The sequence below is a fragment of the Streptomyces venezuelae genome (assembly GCF_008642355.1).
GTDB lineage: Bacteria > Actinomycetota > Actinomycetes > Streptomycetales > Streptomycetaceae > Streptomyces > Streptomyces venezuelae_B.
The window spans coordinates 2,653,994-2,673,171 of sequence record NZ_CP029193.1 but is presented as its reverse complement, the minus strand read 5'-3'; the positions used below and the strand labels follow the sequence as shown (position 1 = coordinate 2,673,171).

Genomic DNA, 19,178 nt, shown 5'->3' with positions numbered 1-19,178 from the left:
CGCGCTCTCTCGGCGCCTGTCGGATGTGCCCTCCATGACAATTCGAATTTCCTGCGAACGTCGTGTGTGGCGGTGGCAACGATCACGTCGAATTCCGATGACTTCGGATACTCGAATTGCTGTACGACGCCGCGCTGCCCGTGCGCCCCCTGGGCGCCCTTGTGCGCAGGGGCCGTCACGTGTCGGCCGACGTTGCGTCACCGGCCGCATGGAGGAGGCCTGTTGGTGGCACGATGGTCCGTGGCGGGGGTGTGCGGGGTCGTACCCCCCGGGCCGGGAGAGCGACCGACCTAGGGTGTGATCAGTGTGGCCATTTCGCTGTCAGTGGTGCTGCTGTTGGCGATCATCCTCGTGGTGCTGATCCGCGGGGGGTCGCTCAAGGCGGGGCCCGCGATCGTCGCGGTGCTCTTCGGCTTCTTCCTCGCCTCCACAGGTATGGCGCCCTCCATAAACCGTTTCCTGAACGAAGTGGCGGAGACCATCAACTCGATCAGCTTCTGACGCCCCGCGGGGGAGTGTTCTCGAACCGGCGTACGCTGCGGTGAACCGGAGAGCGAGGGCATGGACCGAGGGGCGGGGGCGTTAGGGATGGTGCTGCGCGACTCGGACCCGGAGGAGATCGGCGGATATCCGATCGAGGACCGGCTCGGCTCCGGCGGCATGGGCGTCGTCTATCTCGGCCGCTCCGCGTCGGGACGCCGCCTCGCGCTGAAGGTCGTCCACGGCCAGTACGCCGACGACCAGGAGTTCCGCATCAGGTTCCGCCGCGAGGTGGCCGCCGCCCGCCAGGTCAGCGGAGCCTTCACCGCCCCCGTCGTGGACGCCGACGCCGACGCGCCGAGCCCCTGGATGGCCACGGTCTACATCCCCGGCGAGGACCTCGGCACCCACGTCCGCCGCGAGGGACCGCTCCCACTGGACCGGCTCCAGGAACTGGCCGCGGGCCTCACCGAAGCGCTCCGCGACATCCACCGCGTCGGCGTCGTCCACCGCGACCTCAAGCCCGCCAACGTCATGCTCGCGGAGGACGGACCGCGCGTCATCGACTTCGGGGTCTCCCGCGCCGCCGAAGCCCTCGGCGCCGACGCGCTCACCCAGACCGGCCGCGTCATGGGGACCCCGCCCTACATGTCCCCGGAACAGCTCACCACCCCGCGCGACGTCGGTCCCGCGTCCGACGTCTTCTCCCTCGGCGCCGTCCTCGCGTACGCGGCGACCGGGCGCGGCCCCTTCGACAGCGACAGCCCCTACGAGACGGCCACCCGCGTCGTCCAGGGCACCCCCGAACTCGACGACGTGCCCGCCCCGTTGCGCCGCTTCGTCGAATGGTGCCTCGACAAGGACCCCGAGGCCCGCCCCACCCCCGACGAACTCCTCGCCCTCCTCAAGGGCGAACCGATACCGCCCAGGACCACCGGCGCCCCGGCCGCCGGGGAGAAGCCCTCGGAGGCCACCGGAGCCCCCGCTCCGCGCCGCCGCCGAAGACTCCTCCTGACGGCCGCCGTGGGCGGGCTGCTGCTCGCCCTGGCAGGGACGGCGGCCGTCGTGCGTCTCGGGGGCGACGACGGACAGGTGGCGAGCCAGTTGCCCGCCGGGTGGCGGGACTGGACCACGAAGGACACGCTCACCGCCGCCAAGGGCGAGGACCCCTCACCCTCGGGCCCCTTCACGCGCTGCGCCGCCGCCCGCGCGGGCCTCATCTGCGCCGGCGACGACGTCAAGGCCGTCCGTTTCTCCCTCGCCACGGGCAAGCGGGAGTGGGGCCTGCCCGTCGACAGCGTCCCCGACGACAGCAGCAGCATGGAGGGCGACGTCATCGGCACCGCCGGCGACCGCGTCTACGTCTACCGCAACGACCAGAGCGTCCCGGAAGAGGACAGCGGTACGACGTACGAGAAGTACGCGATCGAAGCCGTCGACGCCCGGACCGGCGACGTCCTGTGGACCGCGCCCACCCAGAGCGGCACCGGCGCCATGGCGCCCGACCTCACCCCGGACACCGGCACCGCCGCCGCCACGAAGGACGGCGTCCTCACCATCCACGGCGCCCTGGGCGACTCGTACGCGCTCCTCGACCCCCGGGACGGCGACCCGCGCTGGGAGCGTCCGCTGCCGGACGGCGAGTGCAGGCTGCGGGCGGCCGCGGGAGAGGGCTACCTGCTCTGCGCCGCGGGGAGATCGGAGACCCGGCTCTCCCGCCTCGACCCCGCCACCGGCAGGCCCGCCTGGACGGTCACCGTCCGCGGCACCTTCAACCTCCTCGGCGCCGCCGGTGACCGTCTCGTCCTCGCGGACACCTCCGGAACCACGCACCGCAGCGTCGTCACCGTCACCGCGAACGGCAGCCACACGCGGCGCACCGTCGCGCTGGACCGCCCCCAGCCGGCCGCGGCGATCCCCACCCTCAGCCGGGACACGCTGTACTTCACGCTCTCCAGCGGCAGCGTGCGCGCCGTCGACCCCCGCACCGGCCGCCAACGGTGGAGCCGCAACTCCACCGTCGAGTTCCCCGGCCAACCCCTCGCCTCCGCCACGCACGTCTACGTGGCCTCGCCCAGCGGCCGCCTCGCCGCCCTGGACGGCAGGACCGGCGACGTGGCGTGGACCCGGCCCGGCAGAGGCGTCAGCACGTCCTGGATGGGCGACCAGGGCGCCCGCCTCACGCTGGTGGGCGACGCGCTGTACGTCCCGTACGGCACACGCTCCGTGTACACCGTCGACGTGCGCCACCCCTGAGCACGAACGAAGAAACCCCAGGCCACACGGCCTGGGGTTGCTTCACGAGAGCGGGCGACGGGAATCGAACCCGCGTAGCTAGTTTGGAAGACTAGGGCTCTACCATTGAGCTACGCCCGCACAGATCGCGCCACGAGCGGATGCCGCGGCACGACAGGCATCGTAGCGGGTCCTGGCCCCTCGCCGCACGTGCCCCCCGGAACCGGCCCCGTTCAACGGGGAGCCGCACTGCCTGCGGGCATGTACCCTACGTGTCGCACCGACGGGGTGTGGCGCAGCTTGGTAGCGCGTCCGCTTTGGGAGCGGAAGGCCGTGGGTTCAAATCCCGCCACCCCGACCAACGAAATCCTCCCCACAAGATCGCATTGTGGCTCGGCTCCTGCTTGCCGTTACTATGCAAGCTGTGTGCCCGTGTGTCTCTGAGCCGGGCAGAATCCCAAGAAGTCAGCCCCAAGGAGACCGAACCGTGAAGAGCGCCGTGGAGACCCTGAACCCGACCCGGGTTCGGCTCACTGTTGAGGTGCCCTTCGAGGAGCTCAAGGACAGCCTCGACGCGGCCTACAAGAAGATCAACCAGCAGGTCACGGTGAAGGGCTTCCGCAAGGGCAAGATCCCGGCCCGCGTCATCGACCAGCGGTTCGGCCGTGGCGCCGTCCTCGAAGAGGCCGTCAACGACGCGCTCCCGAAGTTCTACACCGAGGCCGTCAACGAGGCCGAGCTCAATGTCCTGGGCCAGCCCGAGGTGGACATCACCGAGCTGAAGGACAACGAGACCCTCAACTTCACCGCCGAGGTCGACGTCCGTCCCTCCATCGAGATCCCGGACTACTCCGGCATCGAGGTCGAGGTCGACGCGATCGAGGTCAGCGACGAGGACGTCGACAAGGCCGTCGAGGAGCTGCGCGAGCGCTTCGCCTCCACGTCCCCGGTCGAGCGTGCCGCCGAGGACGGCGACGTCGTGACCATCGACCTCGAGGCCAAGGTCGAGGGCGAGGTCCTGGAGGACGGCGTCGCCTCCGGCGTCTCCTACACGATCGGCTCCGGCGAGCTCCTCGAGGGCATCGACGACGCCGTGAAGGGCCTGGAGGCCGGTGGCGAGGCCACCTTCACCTCCGAGCTCAAGGGCGGCTCGGCGGCCGGCAAGGAGGCCGAGGTCACCGTCAAGGTCACCCAGGTCGCCGCCCGTGAACTGCCGTCCCTCGACGACGACTTCGCGCAGCTCGCCTCCGAGTTCGACACCCTCGACGAGCTGAAGGCCGACAGCCGCAAGCGCCTCGAGAACATGAAGCAGTACGACCAGGCGACGCAGGCCCAGGAGCGCGTCCTGGAGAAGCTGCTCGAGCTGGTCGAGGTCCCCGTCCCCGAGAAGCTCCTCGCGGACGAGATCCAGACCCGCACGCACAACCTCGAGCACCACCAGCTCGGCCAGATGGGCCTCGACCTGGACAAGTACCTGGAGATCCAGGGCAAGTCCCGCGAGGAGTTCGACGCCGAGACCAAGGAGCAGGCCGAGAAGGGCATCAAGACGCAGTTCGTCCTCGACGAGCTCGTCAACAAGGAGAAGCTGAACGTGAACCAGGAGGAGCTCACCGAGCACCTCATGCGTCGCGCGCAGTCCTCCGGCATGTCCCCCGACCAGTTCGCCCAGGCCGTCGTCGAGGGCGGCCAGGTTCCGATGCTCGTCGGCGAGGTCGCCCGCGGCAAGGCCCTCGCGGTCGTCGTCGAGGCGGCGACGGTCAAGGACACGAACGGTGAGGTCGTCGACCTCGAGGACGAGGACGACGAGACGGCTGCCGCCGAGGGCGAGCAGACCGAGGCGACCTCCGACGCCGCCGAGGAGAAGACCGAGGCCTGAGCCTCGCTCTGACGCTCGCGCACCGGGCCCCCAGGACTTCTCGGTCCCGGGGGCCCGGTGTCTTCAGGGGCGTGGGGAACCGCGCGAGCAACCCCCACAAGCCGCACCCGCCACTGGGCCCTGCCGCGGGCAGACCCGCTTGCGGCCCGGCGGGGGCCGATCGCGCAGTTCCCCGCGCCCCTTACGGGCCACGACCGGCACTGTTCAAGGCGCCCCCGCCAGAACCTGCGCTCACAGCGAACAGTTGGTTCTCCGGGATTCCCGGAGGGACCCCGCGCGTTAGGGTCCATGAATACGAGGGCAGGGGAGTCCCCGACGCCGCCCCGGAGCGGCGCCGCACGCGGGCCCCCGCGCCCCAGCTGAAGACGTGAGACGGCCCGGCGCCGTCGTAAGACGAGCAGGTGGATACGTGACGAATCTGATGCCCTCCGCCGCCGGCGACCCCTCCATCGGTGGTGGCCTCGGCGACCAGGTCTACAACCGGCTGCTCGGCGAGCGGATCATCTTCCTCGGCCAGCCGGTCGACGACGACATTGCCAACAAGATCACCGCGCAGCTGCTGCTCCTTGCCTCCGATCCGGACAAGGACATCTACCTCTACATCAACAGCCCCGGCGGCTCGATCACGGCCGGCATGGCGATCTACGACACCATGCAGTACATCAAGAACGACGTGGTGACGATCGCGATGGGCATGGCCGCCTCCATGGGCCAGTTCCTGCTCAGCGCGGGCACGCCCGGCAAGCGCTTCGCGCTGCCGAACGCCGAGATCCTGATCCACCAGCCGTCCGCGGGCCTCGCGGGCTCCGCGTCGGACATCAAGATCCACGCCGAGCGGCTGCTGCTGACCAAGAAGAAGATGGCCGAGCTCACGGCGTTCCACACCGGTCAGACCGTCGAGCAGGTCACGCGCGACTCGGACCGCGACCGCTGGTTCGACCCGCAGGAGGCCAAGGAGTACGGCCTCATCGACGACATCATGTCCAGCGCCGCAGGCATGCCGGGCGGGGGCGGCACCGGAGCCTGAGCCCCGTGCTCAGCGCCCCGCAGCCGACACCTAAGCCCCTCGCTTCTCAGGAGAACCAGAGATGAACAACTTCCCCGGTCGCGGCCTCTCCGGCCGTGCACAGGCCGAGAGCGGCCAGGCCGAGTTCACCGGCACCGGCGCCGAGTCGCGTTACGTGATCCCGCGTTTCGTGGAGCGCACCTCGCAGGGCGTGCGGGAGTACGACCCGTACGCGAAGCTCTTCGAGGAGCGCGTGATCTTCCTCGGCGTGCAGATCGACGACGCGTCCGCCAACGACGTCATGGCGCAGCTCCTGTGCCTGGAGTCGATGGACCCGGACCGCGACATCTCGATCTACATCAACAGCCCCGGCGGCTCGTTCACGGCCCTCACGGCCATCTACGACACGATGCAGTTCGTGAAGCCCGACGTGCAGACCGTCTGCATGGGCCAGGCCGCGTCGGCCGCCGCCGTGCTCCTCGCGGCGGGCACGCCCGGCAAGCGCATGGCGCTGCCGAACGCGCGCGTCCTGATCCACCAGCCCTACAGCGAGACCGGCCGCGGTCAGGTCTCCGACCTGGAGATCGCCGCCAACGAAATCCTCCGGATGCGTTCGCAGCTGGAGGAGATGCTGGCCAAGCACTCCACGACGCCGATCGAGAAGATCCGCGACGACATCGAGCGCGACAAGATCCTCACGGCCGAGGACGCGCTCTCGTACGGCTTGGTCGACCAGATCATCTCCACCCGGAAGATGAACAATTCCGCGGTTGCCTGACACTGAGCTGTAGCATCTGCCGCTCCACGGCACGGTTCGCGCACGACCCGCGTCGAAGCGAACCGTGCCAAGGGGGGCCCGAACGGGGGGCCCGGCAGGGTACCGTCGGATATGAGGCACCAGGAGCCGCTGAACGTGGCGTCTCCCAGGCGAAGGGGAAGCACCTCGTGGCACGCATCGGTGACGGCGGCGATCTGCTCAAGTGCTCGTTCTGCGGAAAGAGTCAGAAGCAGGTCAAGAAGCTCATCGCAGGCCCCGGTGTGTACATCTGCGACGAGTGCATCGACCTCTGTAACGAGATCATCGAGGAAGAGCTCGCGGAGACGAGCGAGGTCCGCTGGGAGGAACTCCCCAAGCCTCGCGAGATCTACGAATTCCTTGAGGGCTACGTCGTGGGCCAGGAGCCCGCGAAGAAGGCCCTCTCGGTAGCGGTGTACAACCACTACAAGCGGGTCCAGGCAGGAGAGAACGGCGGCGCCCAGGGCCGTGACGACGCGATCGAACTCGCGAAGTCCAACATCCTGCTGCTCGGCCCGACCGGCTCCGGCAAGACCCTCCTCGCGCAGACGCTCGCGCGCATGCTGAACGTTCCGTTCGCCATCGCGGACGCGACGGCGCTGACGGAGGCGGGCTATGTCGGCGAGGACGTCGAGAACATCCTCCTGAAGCTGATCCAGGCGGCCGACTACGACGTCAAGAAGGCCGAGACCGGGATCATCTACATCGACGAGATCGACAAGGTGGCCCGCAAGAGCGAGAACCCGTCGATCACCCGCGATGTCAGCGGCGAGGGCGTCCAGCAGGCGCTCCTGAAGATCCTGGAGGGCACCACGGCGTCGGTGCCCCCGCAGGGCGGCCGCAAGCACCCGCACCAGGAGTTCATCCAGATCGACACGACGAACGTGCTGTTCATCGTGGGCGGTGCCTTCGCGGGCCTGGAGAAGATCATCGAGTCCCGCGCGGGCGCGAAGGGCATCGGCTTCGGCGCCACCATCCGCTCCAAGCGCGAGATGGAGGAGAAGGACCAGTTCGAGGACATCATGCCGGAGGACCTGGTGAAGTTCGGGATGATCCCCGAGTTCATCGGCCGCCTCCCCGTGATCACCTCGGTCCACAACCTCGACCGCGAGGCCCTGCTCCAGATCCTCGTCGAGCCGCGCAACGCGCTGGTGAAGCAGTACCAGCGGCTGTTCGAACTCGACGGCGTGGAGCTGGAGTTCGAGCGCGAGGCACTGGAGGCCATCGCGGACCAGGCGATCCTGCGCCAGACCGGCGCGCGCGGTCTGCGCGCCATCATGGAGGAAGTCCTCCAGTCGGTGATGTACGAGGTGCCGTCCCGCAAGGACGTGGCCCGCGTCGTCATCACGGCGGACGTCGTCCGCTCGAACGTCAACCCGACCCTGGTGCCGCGCGATGTGCGGGGCGGCGGTGCGGGGGAGCAGAAGTCCGCGTAGGCGGCACGTACGCGCGAAGGGGCGCCCGGCGATCCGATCGCCGGGCGCCCCTTCGCGTTGTGGCGGGTGCGGGACGTCGCGCCGGAGCCCGCGTCAGACCTTGACGCGGAGGGCCTTGCGGGCGCGGAGCGTGGTGTCCGAGGCGTCGTCGAGGGAGACCTTGCCCGCCATGGCGTCGGCGACCGTGAGCGGCACGACGACGCCGACGGTGCTGTGGTCGCCCCAGACGCAGACCGGCATGCGGATCTCCTTGGGGCCCGAGGACGTGCCGCCGCCGTTGCTGTTCTCCATCACGGACTCCTGGCACTTGAGGACGGTGTCCTTCGTGCTGAAGTCCTTGGGGCTGCCGACGAGCTTGCCCGTGTCCGAGCCGTTCTTCTGCGAGTCCTTCTTGATCTTCGCGAAGACGGCGTCGACGACGGGGTCCGGGTTCTCGATCTCGCCGTAGACGCCCATGAACTGGAGGGCCTTCTGCGCGAGCGGGTTGCTCTCGTCCCCCGACTGGTAGCCGGCGTCGACGTCCTGCGGGTCCTTCACGCCGGCCTTCTCGACGGCCGCCAGGTCGCTGGAGTTGAAGCCGCCGTCCATGTCGTCGCTCTTGTCGTACTCGTTGAGGATCGTGGGCGGCGTCGTCAGCGTGTGCGGGCCGTCGTCCTTGACGCCGCCGTCCGCGACGTTCGAGGAGCCGCCGTTCTTGCCGCCCTTGTCGTCGTCGCTCGCGAAGACGAAGTAGCCGCCGACAGCGGCGGCCGCGACGACGGCGACGGCGGCGATGACGAGCCCGGTCTTCTTGCCGCTTCCGCCACCGGGAGGCGGGGGCGGGACCTGCCCGTAGGGGGCCTGGCCGTAGGGGGTCTGCGGGGGGAACTGCCCGTAGGGGCCGGGCTGCTGGGGCTGGCTGTAACCACCCTGCTGCGGTGCCTGCTGCGGGTAGCCGTAACCGGGCTGAGGCGGCGGGGGCGGGGGAGCCTGCTGGGGGTAGCCGTAGCCGGGCTGGGGCGCCTGCGGCGGCTGGCCGTAGGGGCCGGGCTGCTGCGGCGGCTGACCGTAAGGGCCGGGCTGCTGCGGCTGCTGCCCGCCGTACGGGCCCGGCTGGTGGTAGCTCATGGGGGTTCCCCTCCGAAAACGCTCAGGTGTCGCCGCCATCCTGACGCAACAGGGCCCGGCCGTATGACCGGGTCCTGCCGCGTGAACACCGGCGGGCTCCGAGAAGCCCGACAGGTGCCGGATGTCAGATCTTCACGCGGACCTCGCCGCGGAACTTGGCCGTGGTGCCCGCCGACTCGTCGAGGTCGGCGGACGCACCGGACAGCGCGCTGGCGACGTCCGTGGTGACGACGTAGCCGAGGGTGCTGTGGTCGCCCCAGATGCAGGTCGCCGCGGACATCTTGCCCGAACCGCCGGACCCCGCCGTGGAGCCGGAGGTGCCCGCCGTGGAGCCGGAGGTGCCCGCCGTGGAGCCGGAGGTGCCCGCGCCCGCGCCCAGGTCGACCTTCATCTCCTGGCACTTCAGGACCGCGCCGTCGAGCCCGTCCGGCGTGTACTCCTTGGGCTCGCCGACCAGTTCGACGCTCTGGCCGCTGCTGCCGCCCGCCTCGTTCTTCTCCTTGGCATTGGTGAACATGTGGTCCACGACGCCCTCGGGGTCCGCGATGTCGCCGTAGACACCGCCGAAGGTCAGTATCTTCTGCGCCATCGGGTTGTCCTTGCTGCCCGACTGGTACTGGGCCTGCACGTCCTTGGGGTTCTTCACCCCGGCCGCCTCGGCCTTGTCGAGGTCGACGCCGTTCAGACCGCTGGAGCGGGTCTCGTCCTTCTTGTAGTCGCCCATGACGAGCGACGGCGTCGTCAGCTTGTGCGGCCCGTCGTCCTTGATACCGGAGCCGTCGCCCCCGCCCCCGGCCACGTTCGAGGAGCCGCCGCCCTTCTTGTCGCCGTCGTCGTCACCGCCCGCGAAGACGAAGTAGCCGCCGACGGCCGCTGCGGCGACCACGGCGACGGCGGCGATGATCAAGCCCGTCTTCTTCTTGCCGCCACCGGGGGGCGGGGGCGGGACCTGTCCGTAGGGGGCCTGCGGCTGCTGGCCGTACGGGGGCTGGGGCTGCTGCCCGTAGGGGCCGGGCTGCTGGGGCTGGCTGTAGCCGCCCTGCTGGGGCGGGGCCTGCTGGGGGTACCCGTAGCCGGGCGGGGGTGCCTGGGGCGGCTGGCCGTAGGGGCCGGGCTGCTGCGGCTGCTGGCCGTACGGCCCGGGCTGCTGGGGCTGCTGCCCGCCGTACGGGCCCGGCTGGTTGTAGCTCATCGCTTGGGTTCCCTCCCAGAACTTACGTGGTCCGAACATCCTGGCGGATGGGCACGTGGGGTGGGGCGGCCGGACGAGATCGATGCGGAGTTGTTGAAGGGCTGTTCCAGAGGGCGGACGTACGAAGGGCCCGGGGCGGATCGTCCGCCCTGGGCCCTTCGTACGCCTCGTGCTCCGTGGCCGCTCCCGCGCGGCCCGCCCGCTCGCTACGCCTTCACGCGCGCCGCCTTGCGCAGATCGGCGGCGAAGGACGAGACCTCGTCCGTGGCCATGCCGCCATCGCCCTTGATCATCGCCTCCACGTCCATGCCGAAGACGATGCCGTAGGTGCTGTGATCAGCCCATATGCAGATCGGCACCTTCGTCTCCTTGCCGTCGTCCGAGATGCTCCCGTTCTGGCACTTCATGATCGCGTTGTCGAGTCCGTCGGGTTCCACGGACTCGGGGCTGCCGACGAGCTCGAACGCCTCGTCCGAGTCGCCTTCCTTCTCCGCCGACTCCTTCTTCGCGTTCTCGTCGGCCTTGGCGAAGCCGCCGTCGATGGCCTTCTCCGGGTCCTCGATCTCGCCGTACATGCCGTGGAAGCTGATCTGCTTCCCCTTGAAGGCTTCACCGAACTCGTACGCGGCCGCCACACTCTGCGGGTTCTTGATGCCGATCTCGGCGGCGGCCTTCTTGTCGTCGGAGCCGAGCGGGCCGTCGTCTCCGCCGCCTCCCTTGTCGCTCTTCTTGTACTTGCCCACGGAGGCCGGCGGCACCAGCTTGTGGGCGCCGTCGTCCTCGACCGAGGCGGAGCCGTTGTCGCCGCCGAGGACGAAGTACGCGCCGACGCCGAGCGCGGCGACCACGGCGATCGCGCCGATCACGAGCCCGGTCTTCTTCTTGCCCCCACCGCCGGCGCCACCGGCCCCGCCCTGAAGCGGCTCCGGATAGGGGGTCTGCCCGTAGGGGCCGGGCTGCTGGGGCTGGCTGTAGCCGCCCTGCTGGGGCGGGGGCTGCTGCGGGTAGCCGTATCCGGGCTGGGGCTGCTGCTGCGGCGGCTGCTGTGGGGGCTGCCCGTAGGGGCTCCCGTACGGCCCCGGTTGCTGCGGGGGCTGACCCCCGTACGGCCCCGGTTGCTGCGGAGGCTGACCCCCGTACGGCCCCGGCTGCTGGGGCTGCTGGCCCCCGTACGGGCCCGGCTCGTTGTAGCTCATGACGTGGGGTCCCCTCCGAATGCTGATGTGTCCCGGACATCCTGAACGAAATACCGGCCCCCCGGACCCTCCGGCCGCAAGCGATGTCGAACATTCCGGTTTCGGGACCGCTCCGTCGCCCCTCTAAACTGGCCGCGTGACCGAGAACGCTCAGCAGCAGCCCCCAGCGACCACCCCCGAACTGCCGACCCAGTACGCGCCGGCCGAGGTAGAGGGGCCGCTGTACGAGCGCTGGGTAGAACGGGGCTACTTCTCCGCGGACGAGAAGAGCGAGAAGCCGCCGTACACCGTCGTCATCCCCCCGCCGAACGTCACGGGCGCGCTCCACCTGGGCCACGCCTTCGAGCACACGCTGATCGACGCCCTCACCCGCCGCAAGCGGATGCAGGGCCACGAGACGCTCTGGCAGCCCGGCATGGACCACGCGGGCATCGCCACCCAGAACGTCGTGGAGCGCGAGCTCGGCAAGGAGGGCAAGTCCCGCCACGACCTCGGGCGCGAGGCGTTCATCGAGCGCGTCTGGAAGTGGAAGGGCGAGTCCGGCGGCCAGATCTCCGGCCAGATGCGTCGCCTCGGCGACGGCGTCGACTGGGACCGCGAGCGCTTCACCATGGACGAGGGCCTCTCGCAGTCCGTCCAGACCATCTTCAAGAAGCTCTACGACGACGAGCTGATCTACCGCGCCGAGCGCATCATCAACTGGTGCCCGCGCTGTCTGACGGCGATCTCGGACATCGAGGTCGAGTACCAGGACGACGACGGCGAGCTGGTGTCGATCAAGTACGGCGAGGGGGACGAGACGCTCGTCGTCGCCACCACCCGCGCCGAGACGATGCTCGGCGACACCGCCGTCGCGGTCCACCCCGACGACGAGCGGTACAAGCACCTGGTCGGCAAGCAGATCAAGCTGCCGCTGACCGACCGCACCATCCCCGTCGTCGCCGACGAGCACGTCGACCCCGAGTTCGGCACCGGCGCCGTCAAGGTGACCCCGGCGCACGACCCGAACGACTTCGAGATCGGCCGGCGCCACGACCTGCCGAACATCGCGGTCATGGACGAGCACGCCGTCATCACCGCGCACGGCCCCTTCCATGGCCTGGACCGCCTCGAGGCCCGCTCCGCCATCGTCGGCGCGCTGCGTGCCGAGGGTCGCATCGTCGCCGAGAAGCGTCCGTACACGCACTCGGTCGGCCACTGCTCGCGCTGCAAGACCACCATCGAGCCGCGCCTGTCGATGCAGTGGTGGGTCAAGGTCGGCCCGCTCGCGAAGGCCGCCGGTGACGCGGTCCGCGACGGCAAGGTCAAGATCCACCCGCAGGAGATGGAGAAGCGGTACTTCGACTGGGTCGACAACCTCCACGACTGGTGCATCTCGCGCCAGCTCTGGTGGGGCCACCGCATCCCCGTCTGGTACGGCCCGAACGGCGAGGTCGTCTGCGTCGGACCCGACGACGAGGCGCCCACCGGCGAGGGCTGGCGCCAGGACAACGACGTCCTCGACACGTGGTTCTCCTCCGGCCTGTGGCCCTTCTCCACCCTGGGCTGGCCCGAGCAGACCGAGTCGCTCGCGAAGTTCTACCCGAACTCCGTCCTGGTCACCGGCTACGACATCCTCTTCTTCTGGGTCGCCCGGATGATGATGTTCGGCCTGTACGCGATGGACGGCACCCCGCCGTTCCACACGATCGTGCTGCACGGCATGGTCCGCGACCAGTTCGGCAAGAAGATGTCGAAGTCCTTCGGCAACGCGGTCAACCCGCTGGACTGGATGGACAAGTACGGCTCGGACGCCCTCCGCTTCACCCTCGCCCGCGGCGCCAACCCCGGCACCGACGTGCCGATCGGCGAGGACTGGGTCCAGGGCTCGCGCAACTTCGCCAACAAGATCTGGAACGCCACGCGCTTCGCGATGATGAACGGCGCCACGATCGAGGGCGAGCTGCCCCCGGCGGAGCAGCTGTCCGCCACCGACCGCTGGGTGCTCTCGCGCCTCAACGCGACGGTCGCCGAGGTCGACGCGCTCTACGACGACTACCAGTTCGCCAAGCTCTCGGACGCCCTCTTCCACTTCGCGTGGGACGAGGTCTTCGACTGGTACGTGGAGCTGTCCAAGACGACGTTCATGGCGGGCGGCGACGGCGCGAAGGTCTCGGCCCGCGTCCTCGGCGAGGTCCTCGACGTCACGCTGCGCCTGCTCCACCCGATCGTCCCGTTCGTGACGGAGACGCTCTGGACGGCGCTGACCGGCGGCGAGTCGCTCGTCATCGCCGACTGGCCCGCCGACAGCGGCTTCCGAGACGCCGCCGCGGAGCGCGAGATCGAGACCCTCCAGCAGGTCATCACGGAGGTCCGCCGCTTCCGCGCCGACCAGGGTCTCCAGCCGGGCCAGAAGGTCCCGGCCCGCCTCACCCTGGACGGTACGGCGCTCGCCCCGCACGAGGCCGCCATCCGCCAGCTCCTGCGCCTCCAGCCGGAGGGCGACGGGTTCACCGCGACGGCGACCCTGCCGGTCTCGGGTGCGACGGTCGCGCTGGACCTCTCCGGCACGATCGACGTGGCCGCCGAGCGCAAGCGCCTCGCCAAGGACCTCGCCGCCGCCGAGAAGGAGAAGGCGCAGGCCGAGGCGAAGCTGGGCAACGAGGCGTTCCTCGCCAAGGCGCCGGACAACGTGGTCGACAAGATCCGCGGCCGCCTCACGAAGGCGGAGGCGGACATCGCGCGGCTGCAGGCGCAGCTGGAGGCGCTGCCGGCCGCGTAACGCCCTCAGGGTGTACGTGAACGAGGGCCCCGGGACCGTCATCGGTCCCGGGGCCCTCGCGTACGTCCAGGCCTCCGTGGCCACCGGCCCCGCGCCCACCGCCTCCGCGTTGCGCCGCGTCTCGGCCCAGCCGTACCTCCCGCGCAGGACGCGCCGAGCGGACCGGCCATCCGCACCCATGGCGAGCCCGAGGACGTGTCGACGTCCAGCGCGCCCTCGGGCACCGCGGCGAGCAGGGCCTCGGCCACCTGCGCGGTCAGCCGCGGGTTCTGGGGTACGGCTCTAGCCGACGGACCCGGTGACGGTTCCGGACACCCCCGCGCCCCCGGCGGCCTCCTCCGCCCCCGCGGCCTCCGTGGCCTGGGCCGGAACCGGCCGGACGAGCACCTCGTGGGCCACCTGGGAGGGCGCGGTCGGCACCGGGGGTCCCAACGGCGTGAAGTCGAGACCGAGCCGTTCCAGTTCGGCCTCGGCCAGCGCGTCCAGCGTCTCGGGGTCACCGTGCCGCCAGCCCCAGGCGAGGCTGCCCGGCGTCGCGTCCGGGATCTCCGACGCGGTGAGGGCCACCTCGTGCAGCGGCCGGAGCAGGGTGCGCAGGGCGAGCAGTTCGCGGCCGTCGTCGGACGCGGCCAGGTCACGGGCGGCGCCCGCCTGCCGGATCCACCGCAGCCGGCGCGGCAGCCAGGCGCTCAGCACGAGGCCGACCGGGACGACGAAGAGGGCGACGGCACCCACGGCGACGGCGGTCCGTACGGTCACCGGGTCCATCGCGTCGACGAAGCCCGCGATGCGCCGCATCGCGTTGTCGACCCGGCCGCCGACCAGCGGCAGCGGCGCGCTGTGCCGTTCCAGGGCGCGGGGGAGGGCGAGCAGACAGGCCAGCCTGTACGCGACGACGGCCGCGGTGGCCCACAGCGCGGTCCACAGGAGGACCCCGGCGTCACCGGCGAGCTGATGGGTCCGCCTGGCGGGATTCTGGGCATACCACATGGTCCGATTTGACCCCCGGCACGCGCCGGGAGCGGGCAGCCGCGCCGAAAATACACCCGTTGTGTGCACGCACAAGTGGTTCGACCGTGTTCATCGTGTTCATCCGCAAAGGGCGGGAGTGCGGCACATCACCAAATCAGGGACGTAGGTCCGGTGGAACGGGCCGAAAGACCTTGGATGATGGAGAGCATGCGCACCTTGCCCGCCGCCCAGGCGATTCGCCAGGCGGCGGCCACGGCCGGCCGCCTCGGCGGGCGCTGGTCGCGCGAGCCGCGCGCCCTGGACGTCCTCACCGCGCTGAGCGCGTTCGCGCTGATGAGCCTGGACGTCCCCGGGCTCGCCGAGGCGGACAACTCCCTCAACGGGCCGCTGGCCGTGCTGGCCCTCGCGGGCGGCGCGTGCTCACTCCTCGTGCGCCGCAGGGCTCCCTGGCTGACGTACGCGGTGGCGCTCTGCTACCTCGGCTGGCTGCACGAGCTGACGCTCGCGCAGTTCGCGCTGTACTCGCTGGGCCGCTACCGGGGCCGTCTCGCGGGGGCGGTCGGCGTCGTCGGATACGTCGCGTTCGCGTACGTGATGTTCAACCTGCCGGGCTGGCCGGTGCACCGGGGGGACACGCTCGGCGAGTTCTCCAGCCTCGTCGTCCCGATCGGGGTGCTCGCGGCGGGCGTCGGCGTCGCCGCGAACCGGCAGGACCTGGTCCGCGCCCTGGAGGCGCAGCGCGTGGAGACGGAGACGCTGCAGGCGGTGCAGCGGGAGCGGGTCCGCATCGCGCGGGACGTGCACGACTTCGTGGGGCGCGAGCTGACGCTGCTGAGCGTGCGCTCGCAGGTGCTCGCGCGCAGGGCCGAGGGCGGGCCGTTCGAGGACGGCTTCGAGGAACTCTCGGAGACGGCGCGCAGCGCGCACCGGATGCTGAACGAGATCATCGTGCAGCGCGGCACGGACGGCGCCCCGACACCCGGTCTCGCCGCGCTGCCCGAACTCGCCGAGCGCAGCGCCCGCGCGGGCAGCCCCGTCGACCTGCTGGTCGACGACGAGGCGCACGCCCTCTCGCCGCTCCGTCAGGCGGCCGTGCACCGGGTGGTCCAGGAGTGCCTGACGAACGCGGCGAAGCACGCGCCGGGCGAGCGGGTCACCGTCCGTGTGGCCCTGGACGGCGGCCGACTCCACATCACGGTCACCAACCCGCTTCCCACCACGGCCCCACCCGCCGCCCCGGTCTCCGCCGGCACCGGCACGACGGGCATGGCGGAACGGATCAAGGCGGTGGGCGGCACGTTCGAGGCGGGCCCGGGGACATCGACGTACGAGGTCCACGCGACGCTCTCGACGGGTGAGCCGGCCTGACGCGCGACACCCCCGGCCGGGGCGCCCCTACGCCGCCGACATCACCCGCTCGAGCCCGTCGAAGTCCTCCACGCACTTGCCGCACCCCATGGCCACGCTGTCCAGCGGGTCGTCCGCCACGAACACCGGGATGCCCGTCGCCGACGCGATGCGCAGGTCGAGGGCGGGGAGCAGGGCGCCGCCGCCCGTGAGCACGATGCCGTGCTCCATGATGTCGCCGGAGAGCTCCGGCGGGCACTCCTCCAGCGTCGTCTTCACCGCCGCGATGATCTGCTCGATCGGCTCGTCCAGCGCGGCCCGCACCTCACGTGCCGTCAGGTCGAGCGTCTTGGGGAGGCCGCCCACCTTCTCGCGCCCCCGCACGGTGAACGTCCGCATCTCCAGGGCGTCCTCGCCCGGCACCGGCCACGCCGACCCGATGCCGACCTTGATGTCCTCGGCGGTGCGCTCGCCGATGAGCAGCGCGTGCTCCTTGCGGACGTAGTCGGTGATGGCCGTGTCGAACCGGTCGCCGCCCACCCGCAGCGACTGGGCCGTGACGATGCCGCCCAGGGAGATCACCGCGACCTCGGTCGTCCCGCCGCCGATGTCGACGACCATCGACCCGCGCGGCTCGGCGACCGGCAGCCCCGCGCCGATGGCCGCGGCCATCGGCTCCTCGACCAGGTGGACGGCGCGCGCCCCGGCCCGCTGCGAGGCGTGCACGATCGCGCGCCGCTCCACGGGCGTGACGCCGCTCGGCACGCAGACGACCATGCGCGTACGGGGGCGGCGCCCCGGCACGGCCTTGCGCACGAAGTGCCGGATCAGTTCCTCGGCCGCTTCGTAGTCACTGATCACGCCGTCGCGCAGCGGCCGGATGGCGGTGATGGACCCGGGCGTCCGCCCGATGGTCTCCTTGGCCTCCGTCCCCACGGCGAGCACCCCGCTCTTGCCGCCCTTGTCCGCCCGCACGGCGACCACCGACGGCTCATTGAGCACGATCCCCTTGCCGCGCACATAGAGGAGGGTGTTCGCAGTGCCGAGGTCGATACCTATGTCCATGATCGCCAAGTTTGCCGGGCGGCTCCCCGAAGCGGAGGGGCCAAGGTCCCGAATCGGACGGGCCGAAAGTCCCGACGAAGGTCCCGTGACCGCACCGGCGGAGGCCCCGCACCCGGACCGGAGGGTTCCGCCAGGTCCTGACGACGGCTGTCCGTGCCGCTCCGTAGACTGGCCTGCGTGAGTGATCTCCCCCCGCGCGACGACCATGCCGACCGCCCCGCCGACCCGGACGACGCCTTCGAGGACATTGTCGGGGCCGAAACCGACCGCGACCCCGACCTCGCCGTGATCGAGGCGGGCAGCCGCACCCTGCGCACCCAGGCGGGTCCGCCCGAGAGCGGTGTCCCCGCGCGCCCCGCCGACCCGGAGGTGGACCGGGCGCTGCGCGAGGTGGAGACGGAGCTCGCGGGCCGCTGGGGCGAGACGAAACTGGAGCCGTCCGTCAGCCGCATCGCCGCGCTGATGGACGTCCTGGGCGAGCCCCAGCGCGCGTACCCCTCGATCCACATCACGGGCACGAACGGCAAGACGTCCACGGCCCGCATGATCGAGGCCCTGTTCTCCGCCTTCGACCTGCGCACGGGGCGGTACACCTCGCCCCACGTCCAGTCGATCACCGAGCGCATCAGCCTGGACGGCGCCCCCATCGAGGCCGAGCGCTTCGTGGAGGCGTACCAGGACATCAAGCCGTACGTGGAGATGGTCGACTCCCAGCAGGAGTACCGCCTCTCGTTCTTCGAGGTCCTCACCGGCATGGCGTACGCGGCGTTCGCGGACGCCCCCGTGGACGTGGCCGTCGTCGAGGTCGGCATGGGCGGCAGCTGGGACGCGACGAACGTGATCGACGGCTCCGTCGCCGTCATCACCCCCATCGACCTGGACCACACCGACCGCCTGGGCGACACGCCGGGCGAGATCGCCAAGGAGAAGTCCGGCATCATCAAGCAGGACGCCACGGTGATCATGGCGCAGCAGCCGGTGGACGCCGCGCAGGTCCTGCTGAAGAAGGCCGTCGAGGTCGACGCGACGGTCGCCCGCGAGGGCCTGGAGTTCGGCGTCGTCTCCCGCCAGGTGGCGGTCGGCGGCCAGCTCCTGACGCTCCGCGGCCTCGGCGGGGAGTACGAAGAGGTGTTCCTGCCGCTGCACGGCGAGCACCAGGCGCACAACGCCGCGGTGGCGCTCGCCGCCGTCGAGGCGTTCTTCGGCATCGGCTCGCAGCACGCGCGCCCGCTGGACATCGACGCCATCCGCAAGGCGTTCGCGACGGTCTCCTCGCCGGGCAGGCTCGAAGTGGTGCGCCGTTCGCCCACCGTCGTCCTGGACGCCGCGCACAACCCGGCCGGCGCCCGCGCCACCTCCGCCGCGATCAGCGAGGTCTTCGACTTCAGCCGGCTCATCGGTGTGGTCGGCGCGAGCGACGACAAGGACGTGAAGGGCCTCCTGGAGGCCTTCGAGCCGATCTTCGCCGAGGTTGTCGTCACGCAGAACTCCAGCCATCGCGCGATGGACGCGGACACCCTCGCCGGACTCGCCGTCGAGGTGTTCGGCGACGACCGCGTGCAGGTCGAGCCGCGCCTGGACGACGCCCTGGAGGCGGCGATCACCCTCGCCGAGGAAGAGGGGGAGTACGCGGGCGGCGGCGTCCTCGTCACTGGTTCCGTCATCACGGTCGGCGAGGCCCGACTGCTCCTGGGGAGAGGCTGAAATCC

The 19,178-nt window shown here is 70.8% G+C and carries 14 protein-coding genes and 2 tRNA genes; 10 read left to right on the top strand and 6 right to left on the bottom strand.

What is annotated here, in order from left to right; genetic code table 11:
- The first annotated feature begins 306 nt into the window (after window positions 1-306).
- Window positions 307-501 (top strand): hypothetical protein, encoded by a 195-nt coding sequence (locus tag DEJ47_RS12310; protein ID WP_055570088.1) that lies wholly within the window; start codon window positions 307-309, stop codon window positions 499-501.
- A gap of 87 nt (window positions 502-588) precedes the next feature.
- Complete coding sequence (locus DEJ47_RS12305; protein ID WP_150167729.1) at window positions 589-2,736, top strand: serine/threonine-protein kinase; 2,148 nt, start codon at window positions 589-591, stop codon at window positions 2,734-2,736.
- A gap of 49 nt (window positions 2,737-2,785) precedes the next feature.
- Here DEJ47_RS12305 and DEJ47_RS12300 read toward each other — a convergent pair.
- Window positions 2,786-2,856: transfer RNA gene (locus DEJ47_RS12300), tRNA-Gly, on the bottom strand.
- Between the two features lie 143 nt (window positions 2,857-2,999).
- On the opposite strand from DEJ47_RS12300, the gene DEJ47_RS12295 reads away from it, so the two are divergent.
- The 5 genes from DEJ47_RS12295 (at window position 3,000) to clpX (ending at window position 7,829) form a co-directional block, all read left to right on the top strand.
- A tRNA-Pro gene (locus tag DEJ47_RS12295) sits at window positions 3,000-3,076 on the top strand.
- Between the two features lie 126 nt (window positions 3,077-3,202).
- Window positions 3,203-4,591 carry a trigger factor gene (gene tig / locus DEJ47_RS12290; RefSeq protein WP_150167727.1) on the top strand — a complete coding sequence of 463 codons (1,389 nt, stop codon included), beginning with the start codon at window positions 3,203-3,205 and terminating at the stop codon, window positions 4,589-4,591.
- A gap of 421 nt (window positions 4,592-5,012) precedes the next feature.
- Window positions 5,013-5,618: an ATP-dependent Clp protease proteolytic subunit gene (locus DEJ47_RS12285; RefSeq protein ID WP_190329594.1), complete on the top strand. Its 606-nt coding sequence runs from the start codon at window positions 5,013-5,015 to the stop codon at window positions 5,616-5,618.
- A gap of 61 nt (window positions 5,619-5,679) precedes the next feature.
- The gene (locus DEJ47_RS12280; protein WP_150167725.1) at window positions 5,680-6,375 is read left to right on the top strand and encodes an ATP-dependent Clp protease proteolytic subunit; all 696 of its coding nucleotides are present in this window, start codon (window positions 5,680-5,682) and stop codon (window positions 6,373-6,375) included.
- 167 nt (window positions 6,376-6,542) lie between these two features.
- On the top strand, window positions 6,543-7,829 hold the full coding sequence (clpX, locus tag DEJ47_RS12275) for an ATP-dependent Clp protease ATP-binding subunit ClpX (protein ID WP_150167723.1): 1,287 nt from the start codon (window positions 6,543-6,545) through the stop codon (window positions 7,827-7,829).
- Between the two features lie 93 nt (window positions 7,830-7,922).
- Here the strand turns inward: clpX and DEJ47_RS12270 are convergent, their stop codons facing one another.
- The 3 genes from DEJ47_RS12270 to DEJ47_RS12260 all read right to left on the bottom strand — a co-directional run bounded on the left by DEJ47_RS12270 (window position 7,923) and on the right by DEJ47_RS12260 (window position 11,324).
- The gene (locus tag DEJ47_RS12270) at window positions 7,923-8,936 is read right to left on the bottom strand and encodes a hypothetical protein (protein ID WP_150167721.1); all 1,014 of its coding nucleotides are present in this window, start codon (window positions 8,934-8,936) and stop codon (window positions 7,923-7,925) included.
- Between the two features lie 124 nt (window positions 8,937-9,060).
- Window positions 9,061-10,128: a hypothetical protein gene (locus DEJ47_RS12265; protein ID WP_150167719.1), complete on the bottom strand. Its 1,068-nt coding sequence runs from the start codon at window positions 10,126-10,128 to the stop codon at window positions 9,061-9,063.
- Between the two features lie 206 nt (window positions 10,129-10,334).
- Window positions 10,335-11,324 carry a hypothetical protein gene (locus DEJ47_RS12260; protein ID WP_150167717.1) on the bottom strand — a complete coding sequence of 330 codons (990 nt, stop codon included), beginning with the start codon at window positions 11,322-11,324 and terminating at the stop codon, window positions 10,335-10,337.
- 136 nt (window positions 11,325-11,460) lie between these two features.
- Here DEJ47_RS12260 and DEJ47_RS12255 point away from each other — a divergent pair, with 136 nt between their 5' ends.
- Entirely contained in the window at window positions 11,461-14,085 is a 2,625-nt protein-coding gene (locus DEJ47_RS12255; RefSeq protein WP_150167715.1) for a valine--tRNA ligase, read from the top strand.
- A gap of 282 nt (window positions 14,086-14,367) precedes the next feature.
- Here the strand turns inward: DEJ47_RS12255 and DEJ47_RS12245 are convergent, their stop codons facing one another.
- On the bottom strand, window positions 14,368-15,075 hold the full coding sequence (locus DEJ47_RS12245) for a hypothetical protein (protein WP_190415370.1): 708 nt from the start codon (window positions 15,073-15,075) through the stop codon (window positions 14,368-14,370).
- A gap of 189 nt (window positions 15,076-15,264) precedes the next feature.
- Here DEJ47_RS12245 and DEJ47_RS12240 point away from each other — a divergent pair, with 189 nt between their 5' ends.
- Complete coding sequence (locus DEJ47_RS12240) at window positions 15,265-16,425, top strand: sensor histidine kinase (RefSeq protein WP_150167713.1); 1,161 nt, start codon at window positions 15,265-15,267, stop codon at window positions 16,423-16,425.
- Between the two features lie 27 nt (window positions 16,426-16,452).
- Here the strand turns inward: DEJ47_RS12240 and DEJ47_RS12235 are convergent, their stop codons facing one another.
- Window positions 16,453-17,469 carry a rod shape-determining protein gene (locus DEJ47_RS12235; protein ID WP_150167712.1) on the bottom strand — a complete coding sequence of 339 codons (1,017 nt, stop codon included), beginning with the start codon at window positions 17,467-17,469 and terminating at the stop codon, window positions 16,453-16,455.
- Window positions 17,470-17,646: 177 nt separating this feature from the next.
- On the opposite strand from DEJ47_RS12235, the gene folC reads away from it, so the two are divergent.
- Window positions 17,647-19,173 (top strand): bifunctional tetrahydrofolate synthase/dihydrofolate synthase, encoded by a 1,527-nt coding sequence (gene folC, locus DEJ47_RS12230; protein WP_150167709.1) that lies wholly within the window; start codon window positions 17,647-17,649, stop codon window positions 19,171-19,173.
- Window positions 19,174-19,178 lie beyond the last annotated feature (5 nt).